We start from the raw sequence: 24,304 nt of genomic DNA, 5'->3' as shown, positions 1-24,304 counted from the left end.
AAATAGTCACAAAACTGTCACATAAGATGGGAGAGCTGCCCCTAGGGCACCCTGAAAGCCGTCCTGCGCCCCCTCGCGGACAGGCCCCGGAGGGGATGACGGCGGGCCCCGCGAGACCCGCCGCGGGCCGTCAATTCGTCGGCAGTTCGGCCTCGACGAGGGCCACCATGCTTTCGGCGACGATGGGGATCAGCTTGTCGTTGAAGTCATAGGCCGGGTCATGGACCATCGGCGAAGGCGCGCCCTCCTCCGACATGCCGAAGAAGACATAGGCGCCGGGCACCTCCTGCAACATGAAGGCGAAATCCTCCCCCGCCATGATCGGCGTCGCCTCGGAGTAGGTCACCGGCGCGGCGTCGGACGACAGGGCCACGGCCACGTCGGCCACCGCCGCCGTGTCGTTGACCAGCGGCGGATAGCCCCCCGACCACTCGAAGGTCATCTCGACGCCGGCGGCATCGGCATGGCCCTGGGCGATGCTGCGGATCCCCTCCTCCAGCACCTTGCGGTCCGAAGGCACGAGGCAGCGCACGGTGCCGCCGATCCAGCCGTCCCCAGCGATCACATTGTGGGCGGATCCGACGTGGATCTGGGTCACCGACACGACAGCCGAATGCAGCGGGTCGATGCGGCGCGAGACCAGCTGTTGCAGGGCCACCACCAGTTCCGACAGGGCCAGGGCACTGTCCTTGGCCATATGCGGCACGGCGGCATGGCCGCCCTTGCCGGTGAAGGTGACGCGGAATTCATCCGCCGAGGCCATGGTCGGCCCGCTGCGCGTCGCCGCCTGGCCCAGCATCATGCGCGGTTCATTGTGAAAGCCGAAGATGCGGTCACAGGGGAAACGCGTGAACAGCCCCTCCTCGACCATCTTGGCACCGCCGGCCAGCCCTTCCTCGGCGGGCTGGAAGATCAGGTGCACGGTGCCGGAGAAGTTACCCTCGGCCGCCAGCGCCTCGGCCGTGGCCAGCAGGCTGACGGTATGGCCGTCATGGCCGCAGGCGTGCATCTTGCCCGCCTCCCTGGAGGCATGCGGCAGGTTGGTCTGTTCATCCATGGGCAGGGCATCCATGTCGGCCCGGATGCCGATTGCCGGCCCCTCACCGCGTTTCAGCGTCGCCACCATGCCGGTGCGGGCGATGCCGGTCGTCACCTCGAAGCCTGCGGCGCGCAGCCGCTCCTCCATCAGGGCGGCGGTGCGGGTCTCCTCGAACCCCAGCTCGGGGTGTGCGTGGATATCCCGGCGCAGGGCCTGGTGATCGTCGAAACGGTCCGCGAGGAATCGGGCAACGGCGGAGGGGGCGGCAGAAGTGGGCATGGCAGGCGTCCTTGGATTTGCTTGACCCGAGGCTGCGGGAGAGGCGGGGAAATGGCAAGGCCGGGCGGCCCGTGACGCAGGGGGGACCGCGCGGTTGCGCATGCAGCACCTTTTCCGCGTCACATCCTGGACTATAGTCATCCCTGTTGGGACTCATTCAGATCGGCATCGGTCGATACCCGTCGGGAAACGGCGCGCTGCGCGCGTGGCCGGGCCCGAAGCGGGTGCGCGCCCCGGACCAGAGGCCCGAGGCGCGCGGGGATGCTTGCGGCGGCTGGTGTGTGTGTGAGTGCCGTCAGCCGCCGCAAGCCGCGGGCGAGCCGTGCCGGGCTCGCCCGCACCTGCGGGAAGAGGTGTGTGGAACCGTGTCTCTTCCCGCAAGTATGAAGGCCCGGTCCCGGAGTGCCGTCCGGGCGGGCCGAAAATGAGATGTCCTTTCCATCCTTTCCAGGTTGAACCCGGGGCGCGGCGCAATGCCGGTTCGGGTCAGGTCTGCATCCGTCCATCGTCCTGCGCCCAGGGCCCTTGGCCAGGCGACTTGCGGGGAACGGCCCGCCACCGGCAGGCCGCTCCCGGGATCTTCGTCAGGCAGCCGCCGTGGTGGTGGCCGTGGTCTTGGCCCCTGCCAGGAAGATGAAGTTCTCTTCGATCGCCACGTCGGCCACCGTCAGCTCTCCTTCCAGCAGGACCGTGCCCTGCCCGGGGATCTCGATCAGCACGCCGCCCTGCTCCCGCTGGGTGAAGACCAGGTCGGCGATGGAGGTCAGGCCGGGCACGTCCAGCTCGATCACGTCCTTGGCGGGCTGGAAGTCGGTGATGACATCACCCTCGGCCGTGTCGCCTTCGGCGAAGGCGAAGGTGTCATTGCCGGACCAGCCGGTCAGCGTGTCGGCGCCTTCGCCGCCCGAGATGTAATCGTCGTCCTTGCCGCCGTTCATCTCGTCCGCGCCTTCGCCGCCGTACATGGTGTCGTTGCCCTGCGATCCGGCCAAGGTGTCATTGCCTTCGCCACCGTCGATGACGTCATGCCCGTGACCGCCCTTGAGGTAATCCTCGCCGGTCCAGCCCAGCATCTCGTCGTCGCCGGAGCCGCCGAACAGCCGGTCATCCTGCTGCCCGCCGTTCATCAGGTCCTCGCCGGCGCCGCCTTCGAGCAGATCATTGCCCTCCGACCCGGCCAGGGTGTCATCGCCACGACCGCCGTCGATGGTGTCATCCCCCTCAAAGCCCTTGAGGTAGTCGGCATAACCCGACCCCACGAGGTGATCGTCGAGGGACACCGTATCTTCGGGCGCCTCGGGTTCAGCAGGCTCTTCCACCGGGGCCTCCGTCGCCGCATCGGGGGCGGTGACACCGCCCGCGTCGGGCGCGGAAAGGTCGTCGCTGCCGGCAGACCCGGCCAGATCGTCCTCCCCTGCCCCGGCCGCAAGGTCGGACCCGGGGATCGTCACCTGGAGCACCTCATAGGGTTTCAGCGTCACGGTGATGACCGAGCTGTCATAGGCGTAGTCGGTCAGCTCGGCGCCGACGTCATGCTCGTTGTAATAGTACTTCTCGCCGTCGATCTCGACGAAGTCCGCATCCACGCGGCCCTCGCCGGACACCCAGTGCCAGCCGTTCGAGGTGCTCTGGTCGATGCCGATCTTGACGCCGGTCGCGCCCTCGACATCGCCGCCCACGAGTTCGCGCAGGTCGATCTCGATCGTTTCCACCTCCAGCGAGCGGGACGACAGGTAGACAACCGTCTCGTCCTGATCGGCATAGGCGTTGACCTCGATAGTGCCGTCATCGCCCGGAATATCCAGCTCCAGCAACTCCTTGCCGGGCAGCGCCGAGGACATCAGATCGAAGGTGGCGCCGTTGATCGAGGTGGTCACGCGGCCCTGATCGTCGGTCGTCACCTCGCCATCGCGGTCGCCCGCCAGATCGGTGGAGGTGTTGTGCATCACCGCCCAGGCATCGGCGTGATCCACGCCCTGTTCGATCATGTTCTCGAACTGCTCGACCATGGTCGAGGCGGCCTTCATGCCGGTCTCTGCGGTGTTGGAGGTCTTGATGTTCCACTCGGTGATGTGAAGGTCCAGCTCCTTGTCGAAGGCGGCGTCCCAGACGTCGTAGTCCTTCTCGATGTAGTTGAACTCCTCCAGGCTGTCCTCGTAGGTGTCGTGGTCCTGGCGGTAGTAGTAGTGTTCCACCACCCCATCCAGATCCGCGCGCGCCTCCTCGTCCAGCTCGGCGATGATCGCCTCGTTGGCGCCCTCCAGACGTTCGATCCAGGAACCGTCGGCGACGGAAACGTGGAAGTCCGACGCGCCCGTGGGCGTGGCCATCTGCACCACGATGTGGGGCTGGTCCTCGGCCTCGACGCCGGCAGCCTCCATCCCGTCGGCCAGGGCCTTCACCGCGATGTTGGCCTTGGCGCCGTATTCGCTCTCACCGATGGTGGTCCAGTATTCGTTGCCCACCTCGAAGCCCGCGACGACATCGCCGTACTGCTCCATCACCAACTGCGAGAACATCTCGATGTCGGTGCCGAATTCCTCGTATTCCTCCAGCGACAGGTGCTGGGTCGGGATGACCAGCGTGACCTGCTTGCCATCGGACAGATCGCCATCGCCGTTGGGATCACGCGCCCAGTCCAGCAGCTCGGTCACCTCCTGCGACAGGGCGGCGTTGCCCTCCTCGTCGTAGTCCAGGTCGACGATGTTCAGCCACTTCTCGCCTTCTTCGGCGGCGATGCCATCGCCCTTGCCGGCGGGGAAGCGGATGTTCTCGATGTCGGTGGCATCCAGCGCGTCCTGGATGTTGTCGTTCAGCGCACCCCCTTCGGAGTTGATGCCGAACATGACGTTGCCGCCGAACATCGCCTGGTTGACGCTGTTGCCGCTTGCCGTGGCGCCTTCGACCGTGAGGGAGATCGTGGGCTCGGGCGCCTCGCTAACGGTCTCCTCGGTCGCCTCGGCAGGGGCCTCGGCCACCGGATCATCCTGCGCCGCGTCGAGGGTGTCCTCGCCCGCTGCACCGGCCAGGCTCTCCTCGCCCGCGCCGGAGGCCAGGCTGTCCTCGGCCTCGGGGGCCGGCTCCGCCGCTGCCGTTTCGGTCGCCTCGGCTGCCGGGATCTTCTCTTCCGAGGCCTCCTCTGCCGGGGCCGCGTCAGCCGCGGGTTCGGCGTCGGCAAGCTCCGCCTCCTCGACCTGCTCCTCGGGCGCGGCGTCTTCTTCCGGCTCCGCTTCGGGAGTCGCGGCTGACGCCTCGGCCTCTGCGGGGGCCTCGTCCTCGTCCAGATCGGCAAAGATGTTGGTGGTTTCCGGCTCGGTGATCTCGACCACCTCGCCCTCGCCGCCGGTAAAGTTGCCGACCCAGGAGGTATCGGCGGCCAGTTCATCGGCGGTGTAATCCTCGACCACGGCCACCAGCTCATCATCGAGATAGAGCGCAGCCCCGCTTCCATCTTCCATGTCAACGATGGACAGGATCCGATCGCCCGCCACGAAATCGTTTTCGGGGATCAGGTTGCCTTCGCTGTCGTAGAGATAGACCTGGTCGGATTTCAGGCTGGGATCATGGCTGGCATTGTCGAAGCCCGAGATCAGCGCCGGGGCGGCCCCTGCCAGGCCCGTGACGACATCGAACTTCACCGTGTCGTCCATCTGGTCGACCACGGCGTCGGCCGTGATCGCATCATCCGCGCCGGCAGCCTGCTGGCCCAGCGTCGGATCGGTTACCGCGGCTTCTCCCGTCGCGGCCTGGTTATCCGGGGAACCGGCCTGGTCGGCCGGCTCCCCCTGTTCTTCTTGTCCTCCGTCGTCGGAGGAAGCGTCCTCGGGGAAAGCGAAGTCGAGAATGCTGGTGCCGTCTTCCGCCGGCGCCTGCTCTTCCGCGATTTCTTCCTCTCCGTCCTCTGCTTCTCCCTCGACACCGAGGATTTTACCCAACGTACTGTCTTCGGCGACATAGCCCGAGGCCATCATGCCGAAGAGCGACACTAGTAACGGTTCCACACTAAAACTCCGCACTCACTACTGACACACACAAGGACAGCTTGGCGCAAAATTCAGGGCAGTGAAGCGAAATACGTGCAACGACAGCTTTACGTTTAAGTTGAGTGGATACGAACGACAGCGCGCTTGAAACCGTCTGCAGTCAGCAGGTTAGCCAGGCAAACTATTGGATGCGTTGAGAAAATCCGAAGACGTAGAGTGACGACCGAGCAAGCGGATCGGCACAATTATAGGGAGATCACAAAAATGCAACGCTGCCCCTGCAGGAGTCGCGCAGACCAGAATCTGTTCAGATTTTCACCTTAAAGGCGAGTGAGAGACCCCTGAATGGGTCTCTCACTGCCGAGATACACTCAATGACCATCGGGTGTGTGTGTGTGTCAGGGTGACGGAGCAAAGCTGTATCCTGAGCCCAGTTTAGTCGAAAACGCTCCATTTTTGGTAGTTTTTATTGGTTTTTCGAGGCTCGGCGGATCGCAGCCAAAACAGGCGCGTGAACGCGCACATCCCAGAGGGTGATTCGAGCCCAATTCACGCCAAACTTGGAAGTATGCCGCCAAAACCGGGAATATTTCCCGTCAAACGCCGGAGATGACCTTAACGTCAGCACGAATGTTCCCGGCAAGGTTCAGCGCGATTTGGCGAGCCAAACCGGAACCGGACCTTAGACCTTGGTCGCAATACCCTACCGAATGGACATAGAGCGGCTATGTCAGCCGTCCAGAAGACATCTTCACAGCGCGGAAGATTCGCGATGTCCAGGCAGCCTGGATGGGCAAAACGACCGCTCGAGAACACAACCTTAGCGCGATCAACCGTGGCGAAAGTGCGGCATGTTAGAGGCCGATCCGGCAACTATCCCCGAATAAGCACTTGGACTGGTTCCAATGAGACATCAATCGCAGCGTGGCCGCCACATTCCCGCCATCCCCTGCCGCCGGCAGGAAAGCCGCCCCAACAGCCTGTCCTGCCGGCCTAGGCCCGGTCGACGACGTGGTCGGCGTCGATATGGCCAAGCGCCTGCAGCAGCGACGAGGTGTTCACCACCCCGAACTTCTTCAGCAGCTTCGCCCGGTAGACCTCGACCGTGCGGTGCGAGATGTCGAGCTTCAGCGCGATTTCCTTCGACGTCAGCCCGTCGGCCAGAAACGAAATGATTTCCCGTTCTCGCCGGGTCAGCTCGTTGTAGGGCCGGATCGACGACAGATCGGCGAAGGACCAGACGGCGCGCGCCAGCGGCTCATCGGGGGTGAAGGAATGGCCGCGCACCCGGCACCAGAACAGCGTGTTGTCGCTGCGCGCCATGATCCGTTCATCCCAGTAGACGTTCTTTTCCGCCAGCGTCCGGATGCCCCGATCGCGGATGTTCACGAACTCCTCCCGCGAGGGGTAGAGGATGGAAAAGGTCTGATCGCGCAACTGGTCGCGGGCGTAGCGGAACATCTCCGCGAAGGCGATGTTGCAGTCGCGGATCACCCGGTCCTCGGTCACCACCAGGCCCACGGGCGCATGCAGGAACGCGATCTCCTCGAACCGTCCGGAACGGTAGGCCTCGTCGATAAGTAGTTCCACGATATTGCTCCCGACCCCGGGCAATGGGATCTTCCTGACGCAAGGAGATACTGAAACAGACGGCCCCGCGCAATGCGCCCGTCTGCCTGACTTAAGGGAGGGAGGACCCATGAAATCAGTGTTCACACTGGTCGGCGCGCTTGCGTTCGGCCTCGGCGTCACGGGGGCTGCGCAGGCGCAGGACCCGGTGAAGATCGCCCTGATCCACGGCATGTCCGGCTCGGCGCTGGAGGCGTTTTCCAAGCAGTCGCAGACCGGGTTCGAGCTGGGCATCGAATATGCCACCGGCGGCACGAATGAGATCAACGGCCATCCGGTGGAGATCATCCACAAGGACACCCAGTTCAAGCCCGACATGGCGCGCGCCGCCCTGGAAGAGGCCTATGGCGACGACGAGGTGCTGCTGGCCGTCGGCGCCACGTCGTCGGGCGTGACCCTGTCGATGCTGCCCATTGCCGAGGAATACGAGAAGATCCTGATCGTCGAACCGGCGGTGGCCGACGGGCTGACCGGCGAGGACAGCAACCGCTACATCTTCAAGACATCACGCAACTCCTCGATGGACATGCAGGCCCAGGCCCTGGCACTGGCGCCCGATGAGGACCTCTACGTCGCCACCCTGGCCGAGGACTACGCCTTTGGCCGCGACGGCATCACCGCCTTCAAGTCCGCGCTGGACGGCACCGGCGCCACGGTCGTGACCGAGGAATACATCCCCCAGGGCACCACCGATTTCACCGCCTCCGCCGAACGCATGTTCAACGCCCTGAAGGATCACGAGGGCCGCAAGGTCATCATGATCTACGTCGCCGGTGGCGGTGACCCGATGGGCAAGATCCAGGCGATGCAGCCCGAACGCTATGGCATCGAGATCTCGACCGGCGGTCACATCCTGCCCGTCCTGCCCACCTACAAGCGGGTCCCGGGCATGGAAGGCGCCATCTACTACTACTACGAGGCGCCCCAGAACGAGGTGAACGACTGGCTGGTCGACACCCACATGGAACGGTTCGAGACGCCCCCGGACTTCTTCACCGCCGGTGGCATGTCCGCCGCCCTGGCCGTCGTGAAGGCGCTGGAGACGGCCGAGGAGTGGGACACCGAGACCCTGATCGAGACGATGGAAGGCATGTCCTGGGAAACGCCCAAGGGCACCATGACCTTCCGCCCCGAGGATCACCAGGCGCTGCAATCCATGTACCACTTCAAGATCCGCGTGGATGAGGACGTCGACTGGGCGATCCCGGAACTGGTGCGCGAGATCAAGCCGGAAGAGATGGAGATCCCGATCGGCCGCGAGAACTGACCGCGCCGATCCACTGCCCCGGGCCGGTCCATCCCCGGCCCGGGGATTTTCCCAAGACAGATCGCCGGCGCGACGCATCCCCGCGCCCCGGCAGACCCCAGGTTTCCCATGTCCAAACCATCCCTCATCACGCAGGATCTGACGATCCGGTTCGGCGGCCACGTGGCCGTGAACGCCGTCAGCTGCGACTTCCGCCCCGGCGAGCTGACGGTGATCGTCGGCCCCAACGGTGCCGGCAAGACCACCTATTTCAACCTGATTTCCGGCCAGCTGCGCGCCACGTCGGGCCGCGTCCTGAAGGACGGCACCGATCTGACGAAGATGGCGCCCTCGACCCGCGCCCATCACGGTGTCGGCCGGGCGTTCCAGCTGACCAACCTCTTCCCCGAGCTGTCGGTGCTGGAAAACATCCGCCTGGCGGTACAGGCGCGGTCGGGCGACGGCTGGCGCATGTTCCGCTCCGCCCGGTCGCTGACCGAACTGACCGCCCGCGCCGAACGCTACCTGGAGGCCACCAAGCTGCAGGGCGTCGCCCATCAGGCGGCCTCGGAACTCAGCCACGGCGACCAGCGCAAGCTGGAGGTCGCCCTGCTGATGGCGATGGAGCCCGACATCTACATGTTCGACGAACCCACCGCCGGCATGTCCCTCGACCACGCGCCCGACGTGCTGGAGCTGATCGCCGAGATCAAGCACGACACCTCGAAGACCGTGCTGCTGGTCGAACACAAGATGGACGTGGTGCGCGCGCTGGCCGACCGGATCATCGTCCTGCACAACGGCACCCTTCTGGCCGACGGCAACCCCGAGGAGGTGATGTCGAGCCAGCTGGTCAAGGATGTCTACCTCGGCAAGGGGGTCGAACCCGCATGAGCCTGCTGTCCCTGAAGAACATGAAGACCTCCATCGGGCAGTACCACGTGCTGCACGACGTGAGTTTCGACGTGCCCGAGGGCGGCGTCTTCTGCCTGCTGGGCCGCAACGGCGCGGGCAAGTCCACCACCCTGCGCTCGATCATGGGGCTCTGGTCCCCCTCCCCCGGCTCCGTCACCTTCCGGGGCGAGGATCTGACCGGGCTGCACACCGCCGACATCTCCCGCCGCGGCATCGCCTTCGTGCCGGAGGACATGGGCATTTTCGGCGGGCTGACGGTGGAGGAGAACATGATCCTCGCCACCGCCGACGGGACCTTCGACAAGGCCCGGCTGAAATGGATCTACGGCCTCTTCCCCGCCATCGAGAAATTCTGGGACAAGCCCGCCGGGGCCCTTTCGGGCGGGCAGAAACAGATGCTGTCGGTGGCCCGCGCCATCATCGAACCGCGCGAGCTGATCCTGATCGACGAACCCACCAAGGGGCTGGCGCCCTCCATCGTGGACAACATGGCCGAGGCCTTCCGCGAGATCTCGGACAAGACGACGATCCTGCTGGTGGAACAGAATTTTGAATTTGCCCGCTCGCTGGGCCGCGACATGGCTGTCATCGAGGACGGCCGCGTCGCCCATACCGGCAGCATGGCGGATTTCGTGGCCGACAAGGACCTGCAGGATCGCCTGCTGTCCCTGTCCGCGTGAGAAGGCCCGAGGAGAGACAATGGACAAGTTGAATGAAACCATCGACCGGCTGGGCGGGGTCTACCTGCTGCCGGTCGCCGTGGCCGCGGTCTGCTTCGTGCTGATCGGCGCGCCATCATCCTGGGCCACGCTGACCGTGGCGGGGCTGGCCATGGGGATGATGATCTTCCTGATGGCCTCGGGCCTCAGCCTCGTCTTCGGCCTGATGGACGTGCTGAACTTCGGCCACTCGGCCTTTGTGTCGTTGGGCGCTTTCATCGCCGCCAGCGTGCTGGCCTCGCTTGGCGGCTGGCTCGGCTCCCCCTCGCTGATGCTGAACATCGCGGCCCTGGTCGCGGCCTTCGGCGCGGCGATGATCTTTGGCCTGATCGCGGGCTGGTTCTTTGAAACCGTGATCATCAAGCCGGTCTATTCCGACCACCTGCGCCAGATCCTGATCACCATGGGCGCGCTGATCGTGGTCGAGGAGCTGATCCTGGCGATCTGGGGCGGCACGCCGTTCAGCGTCGGGCGCCCGGCCTTTCTCGAAGGGGCCTTCGTCATCGGCGACGTCACCATCGAGATCTACCGCTTCTTCGCCTTCATGCTGGGGCTGATCGTCTATGCGGGCCTCTACTGGGTGCTGAACCGCACCCGCCTGGGCCTGCTGATCCGCGCGGGCGTGGAAAACCGCGAGATGGTGGAGGCGCTCGGCTTCCGCATCGACCGGCTGTTCATCGGTGTATTCATGGCGGGCAGCGCGCTGGCCGCCCTCGGCGGGGCCATGTGGGCGGGGTACGAAACGCTGATCACCCCGCACCTGGGCGCCGACATGATGATCGTCGTCTTCATCGTGGTCATCATCGGCGGGCTGGGCAGCGTCCAGGGCACCCTGCTGGGCGCGATCATGGTCGGGCTGATGTCCAACTACGTGGGCTTCCTGGCGCCGAAACTGTCGCTGGCGTCCAACATGCTGCTGATGATGGTCATCCTGCTGTGGCGGCCCAACGGCCTGAAACCGGCGGTGAAGTGAGGCTGTGATGAAAAACCAAACCTCCCCCATCGTGAAACTGGCCGTTCTGGCCATCGCCGCGGCGCTGCTGTTCTGGCCGTTCCTGTTCCAGGACGTGCGCTCGATCCAGGTGGCGGCGCGCATCTGCGTCTTCATCGTGCTGGTGGCCAGCTATGACCTGCTGATCGGCTATACCGGCATCGTCAGCTTTGCCCACACCATGTTCTTCGGCTTCGGCAGCTACGGCGCGGCCATCGCGCTGGACCGCATGGGCGCGGGCTGGACGCCCGTCCTGCTGGGCGGTCTGGCGGGTGTCGCCGTGTCGCTGGTGGTGGCCGTGGCCGTCGGCCTGCTGTCGCTGCGCGTGAAGGCGATCTTCTTCGCCATGATCACCCTGGCGGCGGCCTCCGTCGCGCTGGTGCTGGCCTCGCAGCTGTCGGGCCTGACCGGGGGCGAAGACGGCATCACCTACCGCGCGCCCGACCTCTTCAAACCAGCGACGAAGCTGCTGGTGGACGAAGAAGGCAAGGTGGTGCGCTGGTTCGGCGTGCGCCTGAACGGCAAGCTGGCGGCCTATTACTTCGTCTTCGTCAGCTCGCTGGTGCTCTTCCTGGCGATGCTGCGCCTCGTCGCCTCCCCCATCGGGACGGTGCTGAAGGCCATCCGCGAGAACGAGGCCCGGGCCGAGGCCATCGGCTATCGCGTCGTGGCCTATCGCACCTTCGTCTTCTGCATCGCGGCCGTCATCGCCTCGCTTGCGGGTACGGTCTATGCGGTCTGGCTGAAATACACCGGGCCGGAAACCGCGCTGTCCTTCGACATCATGATCGACATCCTGCTGATGGTGGTGATCGGCGGAATGGGCACCATGTGGGGCGCGGTGATCGGCGCCACGCTGATGGTCCTGGCGCAATACTACCTGCGCGACCTGATGGGCAGCGCCTCCGAGGCGTTGTCGGGCCTGCCCGTGCTGCCCGACATCCTGTCGCCCGACCGCTGGCTGCTATGGCTGGGCATCGTCTTCATCCTGCTGGTCTACTTCTTCCCGAAAGGGATCGCCGGCACCCTTTCGGCCCGGGGGAAAGGCGCATGAGTTCCGATCCCCGCTTCAGCTTCGTCCCCGTCCTGGATCACGAGCTGCATGTCACCGAATGGGGCGACCCGGCCAACCCGGCGCTGGTGATGTGGCACGGGCTGGCCCGCACCGGCCGCGACTTCGACGAGCTGGCCCGCGCCCTGTCGGACCGCTACTTCGTCCTCTGCCCCGACACCATCGGGCGGGGCCTGTCCAGCTGGTCGTCCAACCCGGCGGCGGAATATTCGGTGGAATACTACGCCGGGATCGCGGGCGACCTGCTGGATCGCTACGGCATCACCCGGGCGGCCTGGATCGGCACCTCGATGGGCGGGCTGATCGGCATGCGCATGGCCTCCGGGCCGCTGGCCGAGCGGCTGTCGTGCCTGATCGTCAACGACATCGGACCGGAGATCCCCCAACCCGCCATCGACCGCATCCTGGCCTATGCCGGTTCCGCCCCCGAATGGCGCAGCATGTCCGAGGCCGAGGTCTGGTTCCGCCAGTCCTATCAGCCTTTCGGCCCGGCCTCGGATGCCTTCTGGCGGCGCATGGCCCGCACCTCCGTCCGGCGCAAGGGCAACGGCATGTTCACCCTGCACTACGATCCACGGATCACGATTCAGTTCTCCGCCTCGCCCGACGAACTGACGACCTGGGACCGCTGGGCGCGCATCGCGATCCCGGTGCACGCCATCCGCGGCGCCGACAGCGACCTGTTCCCGACCGGGGTCGCGGCCCGCATGGCCGCCGAAGGGCCGCGTGCCGCCACCACCGAGATCGCCCGCTGTGGCCATGCCCCCACCCTGTCGCGACCGCAGGACATCGCCATGATCCGGCAGATCCTGACCGATCTGGGCGCCTGAACTGCCCGGGATCGCGCGGCGCCGTTGACCGGCGCCGCGTTTCGGGGCATCCCCACCCCATGCTGATTTACAAGATCTTCCGCGATGCCGAATGGCAGGACCTGGTGACGGCGGGCGAAACCGCCGGTGCCCCCATCGACCTGGCCGATGGGTTCATCCACTTCTCCACCGCCGAGCAGGCCGCCGAGACGGCGGCGAAGCACTTCGCCGGGGTCGAGGGCCTGATCCTGGCCGCCTGCGACACCGACGAGCTGGGCGAGGCCCTGACCTGGGAGGTGTCGCGCGGCGGCGCCCTCTTCCCGCACCTCTACCGGCGACTGAAACTGTCGGAGGTGCAGACCCACTGGCCGCTGCCCCTGCAGGACGGCGCCCACGTATTCCCCGAGGACATGGCATGACATCCAGCGGCGTGACCGGCACCACCGGCAGCGACATTCCCGGCGCCTGGGAACGGGGCGTGGAAAAGCTGGGCCTGATGGCCCTGCACCGGCTGGACCCGGAACGCGCCCATGGGCTGTCGATCTTCGCCCTGCGCAGCGGGCTGGCGCCCCTGCCCGGGCTGGTCACCTCCGACCGGCTGCGCACCTCGGTCGCGGGGCTGAACCTGGCCAACCCGATGGGCCTCGCCGCCGGCTACGACAAGAACGCCGAGGCGCTGGCGCCGCTGTCGCGCGCGGGCTTCGGCTTCATCGAAGTGGGCGCAGCCACGCCCCGCCCTCAACCGGGCAACCCGAAACCGCGCCTCTTCCGCCTGACCGAGGACCGCGGCGTGATCAATCGCTTCGGCTTCAACAACGAAGGAATGGAGGCGATCGCCACCCGGCTGGAGGCCCGCCCCCGCGACGCGGTGATCGGCCTGAACCTGGGCGCCAACAAGGACAGCACCGACCGCGCGGGCGATTTCGCCGCCGTACTGGCGCGCTGCGGCAGCAGCTTGGATTTCGCCACGGTCAACGTCTCCTCCCCCAACACCGAGAAACTGCGCGACCTGCAGGGCAAGGCCGCGCTGACCGCCCTGCTGGAAGGGGTGCTGACGACCCGCGACAGCCTCGACCGGCGCATCCCGATATTCCTGAAGATCGCCCCGGATCTCGATGCCGAGGGCCTGTCGGACATCGCCGAGGTTGCCACCGCGCTCTCCCTCGATGGGGTCATCGCCACCAACACGACGCTGGCGCGCGAGGGCCTGCGCTCCGCCCATGGGGGCGAGGCCGGCGGCCTGTCCGGCGCGCCCCTGTTCGAGAAATCCACCCGCGTCCTGGCGCGGCTGTCGGAGCTGACCGAAGGCCGCGTGCCGCTGATCGGCGTGGGCGGTGTCTCCTCGGCCGAAGAGGCCTACCAGAAGATCCGCGCCGGCGCCTCGGCGGTGCAGCTCTACTCGGCGCTGGTCTACGAAGGTCTGTCGCTGGTGCCGCGCATCGCCGAAGGCCTGCATCAACTGCTCGCCCAGGACGGGTTCGCCAATGTGGCAGACGCCGTGGGCACGGGCCGAAAGGACTGGCTGTGATCACCATATGGCACAATCCCCGCTGTTCGAAATCCCGCCAGGCGCTGGCCCTGCTGGAAGAGGCCGGGGCGGATTTCACCACCCGCCGCTACCTGGACGAACCGCCCAGCGAAGCCGAGTTGCGCGCCCTGCAGTCCCAGCTGGGCCTGCCCGCGATCAAGATGATGCGGACCAAGGAGACCCTCTTCAAGGAGCTGGGTCTGACCCGGGAGACGCCGGAGGAGCAACTGATTGCCGCCATGGCCGCCCATCCGAAGCTGATCGAACGCCCCGTGGTCATCACCGCCGACCGCGCCGTCATCGCCCGTCCGCCGGAAAAGGCGCAGGACCTGCTCTGAGGCTTTCAATTGTCATCGCCCCGGCGCGATGGCCTGCTCTGGCAGCGGCGCCCGTCCATGGGGCAGACTGCGACTGCCGCAGGACGGCGCCCGCCCTCAGTCGAAGGTCGGCGCGCGGCCCTGCATGTTGGCCGCGATGACCTCTCTCTGGTCCTTGCCACCGATCAATGCCGTCTGTTCCCGGCTTTCCTCATAGAGAACCGTTTCCGCCGAAGCGCCGCTTTCGGCCAGCCCGATCAGGCGCTTCGCCGCGCGGGTGGCGGAAGGGCTGCGCCCGGCGATGGTGGCCGCCAGCGCCTCGGCCCGCGCCAGGGGATCCTCGGCCAGCTCGGTCACCAGCCCCCAGTCCAGCGCCTGCGCCGCCCCCACCGGCTCGGCGGTATAGGTCATCAGGCGCAGCACGTCCGACCGGATCAGCTGCGGCAGGATCACCATGCCGCCCATGTCGGGCACCAGGCCCCATTTCGCCTCCATGATCGCCAGCTGCGTCTCCGGATGCGCAATCCGTACATCGGCGGCGATGGCCAGCTGGAACCCGGCGCCGAAGGCCACCCCGTGCAGCGCGGCGATCACCGGCACCGGCAGGGCGCGCCAGACCAGGCACAGCTGCTGGTAGAGGTTGCAGTCCCCATGGGTGCGCGGCATCACCCGCGCCTCGGGGTCGGTGCCGGCAAACTCGGCGAAGCTGGCCACGTCGAGCCCGGCGCAGAAGGCGCGCCCCTCGCCGCGCATCACCACGGCCCGCACCTCGGCGCGCCCCATCAGGGCCTCGCCCGCCGCCACCAGGGCCTCCGCCATGGGGGTGTCGACCGCGTTCATCTTGTCCGACCGCACCAGGGTCACATGGGCCACGTGATCGCGGATCTCCACCGTGACGCGCGGGCTGCCCTCGGCGCCGAATGTCATCTGGTTTGCGCTCATGGATGCTCCCTCCTCTGTTGCCGGGATCATCCGGTGCCGCCCTTCGCCTGTCGAGGGGCGGCGCAGCGGCAGCGACGCCTGCCTACGCAACGTCACGGGTGCCATGCGCCTACACCGCCGCTGATCGGAGGATCACGAGACGGTCAAGTCGACAGCGGCAACGGCTTCAGCTCTCTCCCCTCGCAGCCGCCTCACCACGTCGGAAAAACAGCATGGAAAGTCGCAATTGCGACATGCCCCGAACCGCTCCCCACGGGCCTGAAAGGGCGCGCGCCGGTGCCGCATTCCGCAGCGTTCGATTCTTCTTGCGCCGCGCTGCAACCGCGGATTATGAGCCGCGCCATGACCACGAATGCCCGCTTCACGGCGCTTGCCGCCTCGCTGCCCTCGACCGTGCCCTTCACCGGCCCGGAGGAGATGGAACGCCGCCGTGGCGCGCCCTTCGCGGCACGCCTGGGCGCCAATGAAAACGGTTTCGGCCCCTCGCCCCGCGCCATCGCCGCGATGCAGGCGGCGGCGACGGAGATGTGGCAATACGGCGATCCCGCCAGCCATGACCTGCGCCAGGCGCTGGCGGCTCACTGGGACTGCGGGCCGGAGAATATCGTCGTCGGCACCGGCATCGACGGCCTGCTGGGGGAACTGGTGCGGCTGACCGTGGGGGCGGGCGAGGCGATCGTCACGTCACTGGGGGCCTACCCGACCTTCAACTACCACGTCGCAGGCTTCGGCGGCCGGATCGAGACGGTGCCCTACCGCGACGACGCGGAGGACCTGCCGGCCCTGCTGGCACGCGCCGACCAAGTGGACGCCAAGCTGGTCTATTTCGCCAACCCCGACAATCCCATGGGCAGTTGGCAGCGCGGCGCGGACGTGGCCGCCGCGCTGGACGCCCTGCCCAAGGGCTGCCTGCTGATCCTCGACGAGGCTTATGGCGAGTTCGCCCCCGAGGAGGCCAGCGTACCTCTGGCCGTCGACGATCCGCGCGTGATCCGCATGCGCACCTTCTCCAAAGGCTACGGGCTGGCCGGTGCCCGCGTGGGCTATGCCCTGGCCGCGCCCGAGCTGATCTCGGCCTTCGACAAGGTTCGCAACCATTTCGGAATGAACCGCGGCGCCCAGGCCGCGGCGCTGGCCGCGCTGCAGGACCAGGACTGGCTGGCGCATGTGCGCGCCGAAGTGGCCCGCGCCCGGGACGAGATCGGCCGCATCGGCGCCGCCCACGGGCTGACCGCCCTGCCCTCGGCCACCAATTTCGTCGCGCTGGACTGCGGCGGCGACGGGGCACGCGCGCGCGCCCTGGTCGCGGCCCTGGCCGAGGAAGGCGTCTTCGTGCGCATGCCCTTCGTCGCGCCCCAGGACCGCTGCATCCGCATCTCCTGCGGCCCCTCGGCCGAGTTGGACGCGCTGGAAGCGGCCCTGCCCCGGGCGCTGGCCCGCCTCGACGCCGCCGCCTGAGCGCCGCGCGGCCGCGCCCTTCGCGACGCCGCCACGGTTAACCGTCAGTCGACAAATGGCCCCGCCGGTCTGGACATTCCGGACGGGCGGCCTAAGACCCTTGGCAGGGAGGTTGGTCTGAACGGAGCTCTCCCATGTCCCGCCCTGTCCATGGTTCCGCCCACCCCGCGCCGGCCCGCCGGGCCGCGCCGGACTACACCGCCGCCGTCCTGGTGATGGCGGGCGTCAACCTGCTGTGGATCTTCTTCGCCCTCTGGGCCGCCTGGGGCTTCGGCGCCGTGGTGGCCGCCGGCTATGCCCTGCATGTGGCGATCGAGGCACTGCGGCGGCACCGCGCCCGCCGCGCCTGAAAAGGGCGCTAACCTCGCGGCAGCGCCCCTCTCATGTCGCTACGGCGTCCTGACCTCAGAAGGCCACGGCACCGGGTTGGGCCACCACCTCGGCCGCCTTTTCCAGCGCGCCGTGCCCATGCGGGATCTGCAGAGCCTGAAGCCCCGCCTCGATCACGCCGACGGCGCCCAGCACCATGTGGGCGTTCAGGTGCCCCATGTGGCCGATGCGGAAGAAGCCGGTGCCGTCGGGATCGTCCTCGGTCGACATGCCCAGGCCGATCCCCAGGGTCAGCCCGGCGTTCTCCGCCGTCCAGATCCGCAACTTCTGGCCATTGCCGATGCCCAGCCCCAGGGCCGTCACCGCATGGCTGCGCAGGGCCGGATCGCTGACGTTCATCACCATCGCGCCACCCTCGGCCCAGCGTTCGCAGGCCGCCCAGATGGCCCGCGCCAACGTGGCGTGGCGTGCCCAGACCCGCTCCATCCCTTCCTCGTGCAGCATGTCCAGCGCGGCCCGCAGACCGAAGAGGTGGTGCGTCGGAGAGGTGCCTCCGAAATACTGGTAAACCGCCTCCGGCTCGGTGCGCGGCACCCAGTCCCAGTAGCGCGACACACGCGGGTTGGCGGCGCGCAGCGCCTTCGCGCGGTCATTGAAGAAGACGAAGGACAGGCCCGGCGGCACCATCAGCCCTTTCTGGCTGCCGGTGATCGACACATCGACCCCCCAGGCATCCATGTGAAACTCGTCACAGGCCATGGAAGCGATGCAGTCGGCCATCAGCAACGCCGGGTGATCGGCTGCATCCAGCGCGGCCCGCAGGGCGCGCGGATCGTTGCGGATCGAGGTGGCGGTGTCCACGTGGCTGAACATCACCGCCTTGATCTGGCGTTCGGTATCGGCGCGCAGCACTTCCTCGATGCGGTCGGCGTCGATGGTGGACTTGGTGCCGAAATCGACGATCTGCGGCACGATCCCCAGGCCCACGGCCATGTCGGCCCAGCCATGGGCAAACCGCCCCGTCGCCGGGATCAGCACTCGGTCGCCGGGCTGGAACAGGTTCGACAGTGCCGCTTCCCAGGCGCCATGGCCGTTGCAGATGTAGATCGCCGCCTCGCCTGTGGTTTTCGCCACCCGCTTCAGGTCGGGCACGATGCCCTCGACCAGGGTGACGATGTCACCCTCGTAGATGTTCGGCGCGGGCTGGTGCATGGCCTGGAGCACGGCATCGGGCATGACCGAGGGGCCGGGAATGGCGAGATAGGGGCGGCCATGGGCAAGGCTCATCTCTTGTCCTTTCGAGCTTTGGAATACACGTCCGGCGCGGGGCTGAAGCGGCCCGGCGCCGGCGGCCCGCCCAGCTTTAGCGCCGCCCCGGGCGAGGTCAATCCATCGCTCTGCCGCACCCTATCGCGCCCTGTTGCCGCGGCTGTGCAAATGGGCACCGCGAGGGCCCTTGCCGGGTTTCAGCCCCGCGCCGCCTCCGCCTCCAGCGCCGGGTAGCGCAGGCCCAAGGTGATCCCCCGCGCGACGAAGCTGACGAGGAAGGCGGCCCAGAGACCGTGGTTGCCCATCACCGGCACCAGCGCCAGCACGGCGGCGATATAGACCAGAAGGCTCAGCGCCATCATGTTGCGCATATCGCGGGCGCGGGTGGCCCCGATAAAGACCCCGTCGAGCATCCAGGACGCGAAGCCCAGCACGGGCACGGCCACCATCCAGGGCAGGAAACGCCGCGCCGCCTCGCGGACCTCCGGCGCCGTGGTCATCAGGTCGATCACCGCGCCGCCCAGCAGGGCGAAGGCCAGGGCCATCAGCACCGCGATCGCCGCGCCCCAGCTGCCCGACAGGAGGACCGACCGGCGCAGGCCCGTGCGGTCGCGCCGTCCCATGGCCTGGCCCACAAGCGCCTCGGCGGCGAAGGCGAAACCGTCCAGCGCATAGGCGGTGATTTCCAGGAACTGCAACAGCACCTGGTTCGCCGCCAGCTGCACGTCGCCGAAATCCGCACCCAGGAACATGAAGGAGATAAAGATCCCCTGCAGCATCAGCGACCGCAGCAGGATGTCGCGATTGACCAGGGCCATGTGGCGCAGGCGCGTCGGGTCGAAGACCCGCGCCCAGTCGCGCCAGGCAGGCACCCGGAAGGCCGCGCGGCACAGCCAGAACCCCAGGGCCAGCCCCGACCATTCCGCGATGAAGGTGGCCGCCGCCACCCCTTCGACGCCCCAGTCCAGCCCCAGCACGAAGATCAGATCGAGCGTGATGTTGATCAGGTTCATCCCCACCTGCAGGACCAGGACGCCCGTAGTGCGCTCCTGCGCGATCAGCCAGCCGGTGACACCGTAGATCCCGATGGCCGCAGGCGCTGACAGCACGCGGATCGCCATGTAGGCGCGGGCCATCTCCTCGACCTCGGCACTGGCGGGCGAGGCCTGGAAGGCCAGCCAGAACAACGGCAGCTGCAGCGCGATGATCGCCAACCCGGCGCCCAGCCCGATGATCAGGGCGCGGGTCAGCAGGGCCGCGACCTCCGCCCGGTCCCCGGCTCCGGCGGCATTGGCCGTCAGCCCGGTGGTGCCCATCCGCAGGAAGCCGAAGATCCAGTAAAGCGCGGCCAGCACGATGGCCCCGATGCCCACGGCCCCGATGGGCGCGGCCTCCCCCATCTGGCCGATGACGCCGGTGTCCACCGCGCCCAGGATCGGCACGGTGGCATTGGACAGCACCACCGGCACGGCGATCTTCAGCACCCGGGCATGGGTCAGCCGACGCGGGCTCTCGCCCTCCGGCAGCACATCCACGCCGGGCAGCGGCGTCACGCGGCGCCCTCACCCTGGGTCGTATCCCGCGGCGGCAGGGGCATGCGGAAATGCGCCGTGGCTTGGGCGATGGGACGGGTGCGGTTGTCCTGCCAGGCCTCGACCCGGACGGAGGCATAGCGGCGGCCCGAGCGGGTCACCTCGGCGCGGGCATAGGCATCGCGCGGCAGGCCGGAGCGCAGGTAATCGACGGTGATGCCGATGGTCTTCGGCAGGCGCGGCAACTGCCCGCCGGCCACCGCCTCGGGGTCCAGCGCGCCGCTTTCGAACTGCGGCCAGTAATGCGCCCAGGCCAGGCCGATCACCGCCGTCACCTCCAGGAAGGCGGCGGTGGCGCCACCGTGCAGGGCCGGCAGCTCGGGGTTGCCGATCAGCTTCTCGTCGAAGGGCATGACGGCCGTCAGCTCATCCCCGCGCCGGTCGAAATGCAGACCGAGGAAGCCGATGTAGGGCACGGCGGAGACCAACGCCTGAAGTGCGGCATCGCGCCGCTGTTTGATGACCTGGACGGGTTCGGGGGGACGATGCGGGCTCATGCCATGTCCTCCCGCTTGGTGAAGGTGAAGGCCCCGGCGGCGGTGGCCACCGGATTCTCGTCGTCGTCGTCCAGCGCGCGCGCGCGCACGAAGGCCACAGAGCGTGTGACATGGGTGCATTCCGCCTCGGCCCGCAGGGCCTGGCCCGGCACCGCGGGGCGCATGTAGTCGATGCGCAAATCCAGGGTCGCCGTCAGCCCGGCCATTTCGGGATGGCTCATGACGGCAGCGCCGCAGGTCGTGTCCAGCAAGGCCGAAACGGCCCCGCCCGACATCACCCCCGTCTCCGGATCGCCGATCAGCCGCTCGTCATAAGGCATGGAAAAGCTGGCCCGTCCGGGCCCGATCTGCACCACCGACATGCCGAGCGCCCGGGCATGGGGCAGGCTGGAAATGAATTGCCGCGCGATCTCAAGCGCCTGGGTTTCGTCCATGGGGTCCTCTCGTGCCTCTGGCCCCGGGGGAAGGATGGCGCCGGCAAACGGCGCCCGGGGGCCACGGCGGGCATCAAACCTCCGATCCGCGCCGGGGGCAAGCACCGCGCTGTTGCCCTTCGCCGCGGCGACGCATAGTTTCGGAGTCAGACAATTCCACACCGCATGGCCCCGATGACCCATCAGTTCGCCTCCGACAGCTCCGCCGCCGATGCCGACGCCCGTCTCAGCTTCAAGGAGATGTGCGAGAAATTCGAGGTGACCCCGCGTACCCTGCGCTACTACGAGTATATCGAGTTGTTGCAGCCCGACCGCGAGGGCCGGTCGCGGTTCTACACCGCGCGGGAAATCGCGCGGATGACCCTGATCATGCGCGGTCGCCGCTTCGGGTTCAGCCTGGAGGAAATCCGGCAGTGGCTGGAGATGCGCGAACAGCAGGGATCCGAGGCGCAGATGCGTGTCTGGATCGAGATGGCCGACCGCCAGATGGCCGAACTGGCCGAACAGCGCCGCCAGATCGACGAGGCAATGGACGAGCTGCGCCAGCTGCGGGACGCCACCAAGTCCGAACTGGACCCCGGCTGACCCCGCCGGCCCAGCCGCCCCTGCCCCCCTTTCTTCGAATCGAACTGCACCCGTGAGGCTGCTGGATGCGCCAACGTCACAGGTGCCTGGGCGCCCATGGGCTGATAGCCCGGGGAAGGAAATTGCGCGGCGACAGCGCCGATGCGGCTTATCTTACGTCATTTGCCAAGTGACGTGACGTATCACTTACGTCAACTTAGATCAGCGTTGTATCGAGAGGAAAGCCCCGGCATTTCCTACCAAATGATAAAAAATTCTGAGTGGGTGGAGATGACGGACACCGATGATCTGATGACGATCCGCGCCATGTGCGATGCCTTCGAGGTAACCCCGCGCACGCTGCGGTTCTATGAAGCGAAGGAGCTGCTCTTTCCGATCCGCGAGGGCCAGAAACGGCTCTTCACGCGGCGTGACCGGGCCCGGCTGAAACTGATCCTGCGCGGCAAGCGCTTCGGCTTCAGCCTGGAGGAGATCCGGCAGTTGCTCGACCTGTACGACATGGGCGACCAGCAACAGACCCAGCTGACCAAGACCCTGGAAGTGGCGCGCGAGCGGCTGCATTCCATGGAAGCGCAGCGGGATGAGCTGAACCTGGCGATCGGCGAGCTGAAAGAGCAGATGGATTGGGTGGCAAACGTGATTGCCTCGATGAAGGCAAGCGACGCCGCAGAGTAAACGCCCGGACTGCGCCTGCATCCGGGTGGGAATGCGAAGGGAGAGAGAACATGCCCAGCTATACCGGCCCCGTCGAGGACCTGCAGTTCGTTCTGCACGAGGTCCTGAAGATCTCGGAACAGGATGTTCCGGGCTATGACGAGCTTGATGCCGAGTTCACCGGCGCCATCCTCGGGGAGGCCGCCAAGATCTCCTCCGAGGTGATCGCGCCGCTGAACACGGTGGGCGACCAGGAAGGCGTGACCATGGAGAACGGCGTGGTCCGCACGCCGACCGGGTTCAAGGAGGCCTTCGACCAGCTGCGCGAGGGCGGCTGGACCGGGCTCGACTGCGACCCCGAGTACGGCGGCCAGGGCATGCCCTACCTGATGCAGGTAGCCACCGGCGAGATGTTCTCCGCCGCCAACCAGGCCTTCATGATGTACCCGGGCCTGACCCACGGCGCCTATTCCGCCATCCATGCCCATGGCACGGATGAGCAGAAGGCGAAGTGGCTGCCGAAGATGGTCAGCTGCGAATGGACCGGCACCATGAACCTGACCGAGCCCCATTGCGGCACGGATCTGGGCCTGATGCGCACCAAGGCCGAACCGCAGGACAACGGCACCTACAAGATAACCGGGCAGAAGATCTTCATCTCCGCCGGCGATCACGACATGGCGGACAACATCGTCCACCTGGTGCTGGCCAAGATCCCCGGCGGCCCCGACGGCATCAAGGGTGTCTCGCTCTTCATCGTGCCGAAGTTCCTCGTCGATGACGAGGGCACCATCGGCGCCCGCAACGGCGTCTCCGTCGGCAAGGTCGAGGAGAAGATGGGCATCCACGGCAACGCCACCTGCGTGATGAACTACGACGGGGCCGAAGGCTACCTGCTGGGCGAAGCGCACAAGGGCATGCGCGCCATGTTCACCATGATGAACGAGGCCCGTCTGGGCGTCGGCATGCAGGGTCTCAGCCAGGCCGTGGCCGCCTACCAGAACGCCGTGATCTACGCCAAGGACCGCCTGCAGGGCCGCGATGTGACCGGGGTGAAGAACCCCGACGGCCCCGCCGATCCGATCATCGTGCACCCCGATGTGCGCCGCATGCTGATGGACCAGAAGAGCTTCATCGAGGGCGCCCGCGCCTTCGGCCTCTGGGGCGGCACCATGCTGGACCGCGCGCATCGCAACCAGGACGACGAGGCCGAGGGGCTGATCTCGCTGCTGACGCCGGTGCTGAAGGGCTTCCTGACCGACCAGGGCTTCGACATGACCGTGCAGGCCCAGCAGGTCTACGGCGGCCATGGCTACATCGAGGAATGGGGCATGTCGCAGTTCACCCGCGACGCGCGCATCACCCAGATCTACGAAGGCGCCAACGGCGTGCAGGCGCTGGATCTGGTGGGCCGGAAGCTGTCGTCGGGCGGCGGCAAGCCCGCCATGGCGCTGTTCCAGATGATCAAGGACTTCTGCAAGGAGGCCGCAGCCCAGGACGAGGAGATCGCCAAGGAGTTCGTCGAGCCCCTGAAGACCGCCTCGAAGCAGTTGCAGGAAGCGGCCATGTACTTCATGCAGTCGATGAAGACGCCGAACAACGCGCTGGCCGGGTCCTATGACTTCATGCACATGTTCGGCCATGTCTGCCTGGGCTACGTCTGGACCCAGATGGCGCTGGCCGCCAAGGCGAAGCTGGCCGCCGGTGAAGGCAATGCCGAGTTCTACGAGACCAAGCTGGTCACCGGCCGCTACTACATGGCGCGCCGCCTGCCGGCCTGCTCCATGCACCTCAGCCGGATCCTGTCTGGCGCCGACACGGTGATGTCGCTGGACGCCGAGGCCTTCTGATCCGGCTCCGCGCCCTCCGTCAGGGGGCGCGGGCCACACCACCACGACCAAGCCCGCTCACGGGCGAGGGCGCGCGACCGGGGATGGCCGCGCGCCCTCATTTTATTGATCGCGCGACACAAAGCCCTGCCCCGGATCCGGTCGTGACGATCAAGGGAAGACAGGC

At 67.1% G+C, this 24,304-nt stretch carries 22 protein-coding genes; 14 read left to right on the top strand and 8 right to left on the bottom strand.

The features are described from left to right. Positions 1-130 precede the first annotated feature (130 nt). The 3 genes from LC066_RS05240 to LC066_RS05230 all read right to left on the bottom strand — a co-directional run bounded on the left by LC066_RS05240 (position 131) and on the right by LC066_RS05230 (position 6,891). Complete coding sequence (locus LC066_RS05240; protein WP_224896975.1) at positions 131-1,318, bottom strand: amidohydrolase; 1,188 nt, start codon at positions 1,316-1,318, stop codon at positions 131-133. Positions 1,319-1,902: 584 nt separating this feature from the next. Next, entirely contained in the window at positions 1,903-5,319 is a 3,417-nt protein-coding gene (locus LC066_RS21510; protein WP_224896973.1) for a calcium-binding protein, read from the bottom strand. 975 nt (positions 5,320-6,294) lie between these two features. After that, positions 6,295-6,891: a helix-turn-helix transcriptional regulator gene (locus LC066_RS05230; RefSeq protein WP_222476585.1), complete on the bottom strand. Its 597-nt coding sequence runs from the start codon at positions 6,889-6,891 to the stop codon at positions 6,295-6,297. 109 nt (positions 6,892-7,000) lie between these two features. On the opposite strand from LC066_RS05230, the gene LC066_RS05225 reads away from it, so the two are divergent. The 9 genes from LC066_RS05225 (at position 7,001) to arsC (ending at position 14,548) form a co-directional block, all read left to right on the top strand. Continuing rightward, positions 7,001-8,197 (top strand): substrate-binding domain-containing protein, encoded by a 1,197-nt coding sequence (locus LC066_RS05225; protein WP_222476583.1) that lies wholly within the window; start codon positions 7,001-7,003, stop codon positions 8,195-8,197. Positions 8,198-8,305: 108 nt separating this feature from the next. Beyond that, a complete protein-coding gene (locus LC066_RS05220) occupies positions 8,306-9,070 on the top strand; it encodes an ABC transporter ATP-binding protein (RefSeq protein ID WP_224896971.1) in 765 nt (254 codons plus the stop codon). Beyond that, complete coding sequence (locus LC066_RS05215; RefSeq protein WP_224896969.1) at positions 9,067-9,771, top strand: ABC transporter ATP-binding protein; 705 nt, start codon at positions 9,067-9,069, stop codon at positions 9,769-9,771. The genes LC066_RS05220 and LC066_RS05215 overlap by 4 nt, the downstream gene beginning before the upstream one ends. A 19-nt stretch (positions 9,772-9,790) precedes the next feature. Next, positions 9,791-10,783, top strand: a complete 993-nt coding sequence (locus LC066_RS05210; protein ID WP_224896968.1) for a branched-chain amino acid ABC transporter permease — start codon at positions 9,791-9,793, stop codon at positions 10,781-10,783. A 7-nt stretch (positions 10,784-10,790) separates the two neighbouring features. After that, positions 10,791-11,855, top strand: coding sequence for a branched-chain amino acid ABC transporter permease (locus tag LC066_RS05205; RefSeq protein WP_222476580.1), 1,065 nt, complete (start codon positions 10,791-10,793; stop codon positions 11,853-11,855). Then, positions 11,852-12,703 (top strand): alpha/beta fold hydrolase, encoded by an 852-nt coding sequence (locus tag LC066_RS05200; protein WP_224896966.1) that lies wholly within the window; start codon positions 11,852-11,854, stop codon positions 12,701-12,703. The genes LC066_RS05205 and LC066_RS05200 overlap by 4 nt, the downstream gene beginning before the upstream one ends. A 59-nt stretch (positions 12,704-12,762) precedes the next feature. Beyond that, entirely contained in the window at positions 12,763-13,101 is a 339-nt protein-coding gene (locus LC066_RS05195; protein ID WP_224896965.1) for a DUF952 domain-containing protein, read from the top strand. Positions 13,102-13,178: 77 nt separating this feature from the next. Beyond that, a complete protein-coding gene (locus LC066_RS05190) occupies positions 13,179-14,210 on the top strand; it encodes a quinone-dependent dihydroorotate dehydrogenase (RefSeq protein WP_263625009.1) in 1,032 nt (343 codons plus the stop codon). Continuing rightward, entirely contained in the window at positions 14,207-14,548 is a 342-nt protein-coding gene (gene arsC / locus LC066_RS05185) for an arsenate reductase (glutaredoxin) (protein ID WP_224896961.1), read from the top strand. The genes LC066_RS05190 and arsC overlap by 4 nt, the downstream gene beginning before the upstream one ends. Before the next feature lie 96 nt (positions 14,549-14,644). On the opposite strand, the gene LC066_RS05180 is transcribed toward arsC, so the two are convergent. Beyond that, positions 14,645-15,469, bottom strand: coding sequence for a crotonase/enoyl-CoA hydratase family protein (locus LC066_RS05180; RefSeq protein WP_224896960.1), 825 nt, complete (start codon positions 15,467-15,469; stop codon positions 14,645-14,647). Positions 15,470-15,811: 342 nt separating this feature from the next. On the opposite strand from LC066_RS05180, the gene LC066_RS05175 reads away from it, so the two are divergent. Next, positions 15,812-16,927, top strand: coding sequence for a pyridoxal phosphate-dependent aminotransferase (locus tag LC066_RS05175; RefSeq protein WP_224896958.1), 1,116 nt, complete (start codon positions 15,812-15,814; stop codon positions 16,925-16,927). A gap of 134 nt (positions 16,928-17,061) precedes the next feature. Then, positions 17,062-17,277, top strand: a complete 216-nt coding sequence (locus LC066_RS05170; protein WP_222476567.1) for a hypothetical protein — start codon at positions 17,062-17,064, stop codon at positions 17,275-17,277. 55 nt (positions 17,278-17,332) lie between these two features. Here LC066_RS05170 and LC066_RS05165 read toward each other — a convergent pair whose 3' ends face one another. The 4 genes from LC066_RS05165 to LC066_RS05150 all read right to left on the bottom strand — a co-directional run bounded on the left by LC066_RS05165 (position 17,333) and on the right by LC066_RS05150 (position 21,049). Further along, a complete protein-coding gene (locus LC066_RS05165; protein WP_222476565.1) occupies positions 17,333-18,544 on the bottom strand; it encodes a pyridoxal-phosphate-dependent aminotransferase family protein in 1,212 nt (403 codons plus the stop codon). Between the two features lie 179 nt (positions 18,545-18,723). Next, a complete protein-coding gene (locus tag LC066_RS05160; protein ID WP_224896956.1) occupies positions 18,724-20,079 on the bottom strand; it encodes an MATE family efflux transporter in 1,356 nt (451 codons plus the stop codon). Further along, positions 20,076-20,615, bottom strand: coding sequence for a PaaI family thioesterase (locus LC066_RS05155; RefSeq protein ID WP_224896954.1), 540 nt, complete (start codon positions 20,613-20,615; stop codon positions 20,076-20,078). Before LC066_RS05155 ends, LC066_RS05160 begins: the two co-directional genes overlap by 4 nt. Continuing rightward, the gene (locus tag LC066_RS05150; RefSeq protein WP_222476560.1) at positions 20,612-21,049 is read right to left on the bottom strand and encodes a PaaI family thioesterase; all 438 of its coding nucleotides are present in this window, start codon (positions 21,047-21,049) and stop codon (positions 20,612-20,614) included. The genes LC066_RS05155 and LC066_RS05150 overlap by 4 nt, the downstream gene beginning before the upstream one ends. 165 nt (positions 21,050-21,214) lie before the next feature. On the opposite strand from LC066_RS05150, the gene LC066_RS05145 reads away from it, so the two are divergent. The 3 genes from LC066_RS05145 (at position 21,215) to LC066_RS05135 (ending at position 24,138) form a co-directional block, all read left to right on the top strand. Continuing rightward, on the top strand, positions 21,215-21,634 hold the full coding sequence (locus LC066_RS05145; protein ID WP_224896952.1) for a MerR family transcriptional regulator: 420 nt from the start codon (positions 21,215-21,217) through the stop codon (positions 21,632-21,634). A gap of 270 nt (positions 21,635-21,904) precedes the next feature. Then, positions 21,905-22,309, top strand: coding sequence for a MerR family transcriptional regulator (locus tag LC066_RS05140; RefSeq protein ID WP_085886243.1), 405 nt, complete (start codon positions 21,905-21,907; stop codon positions 22,307-22,309). A gap of 50 nt (positions 22,310-22,359) precedes the next feature. After that, positions 22,360-24,138 (top strand): acyl-CoA dehydrogenase C-terminal domain-containing protein, encoded by a 1,779-nt coding sequence (locus tag LC066_RS05135; RefSeq protein WP_224896950.1) that lies wholly within the window; start codon positions 22,360-22,362, stop codon positions 24,136-24,138. Positions 24,139-24,304: the final 166 nt, after the last annotated feature.

Source organism: Pseudooceanicola marinus (assembly GCF_020177265.1).
GTDB lineage: Bacteria > Pseudomonadota > Alphaproteobacteria > Rhodobacterales > Rhodobacteraceae > Pseudooceanicola > Pseudooceanicola marinus_A.
Note: the sequence above shows the minus strand (reverse complement) of the source record. Positions and strands in the feature narration are given on the sequence as shown.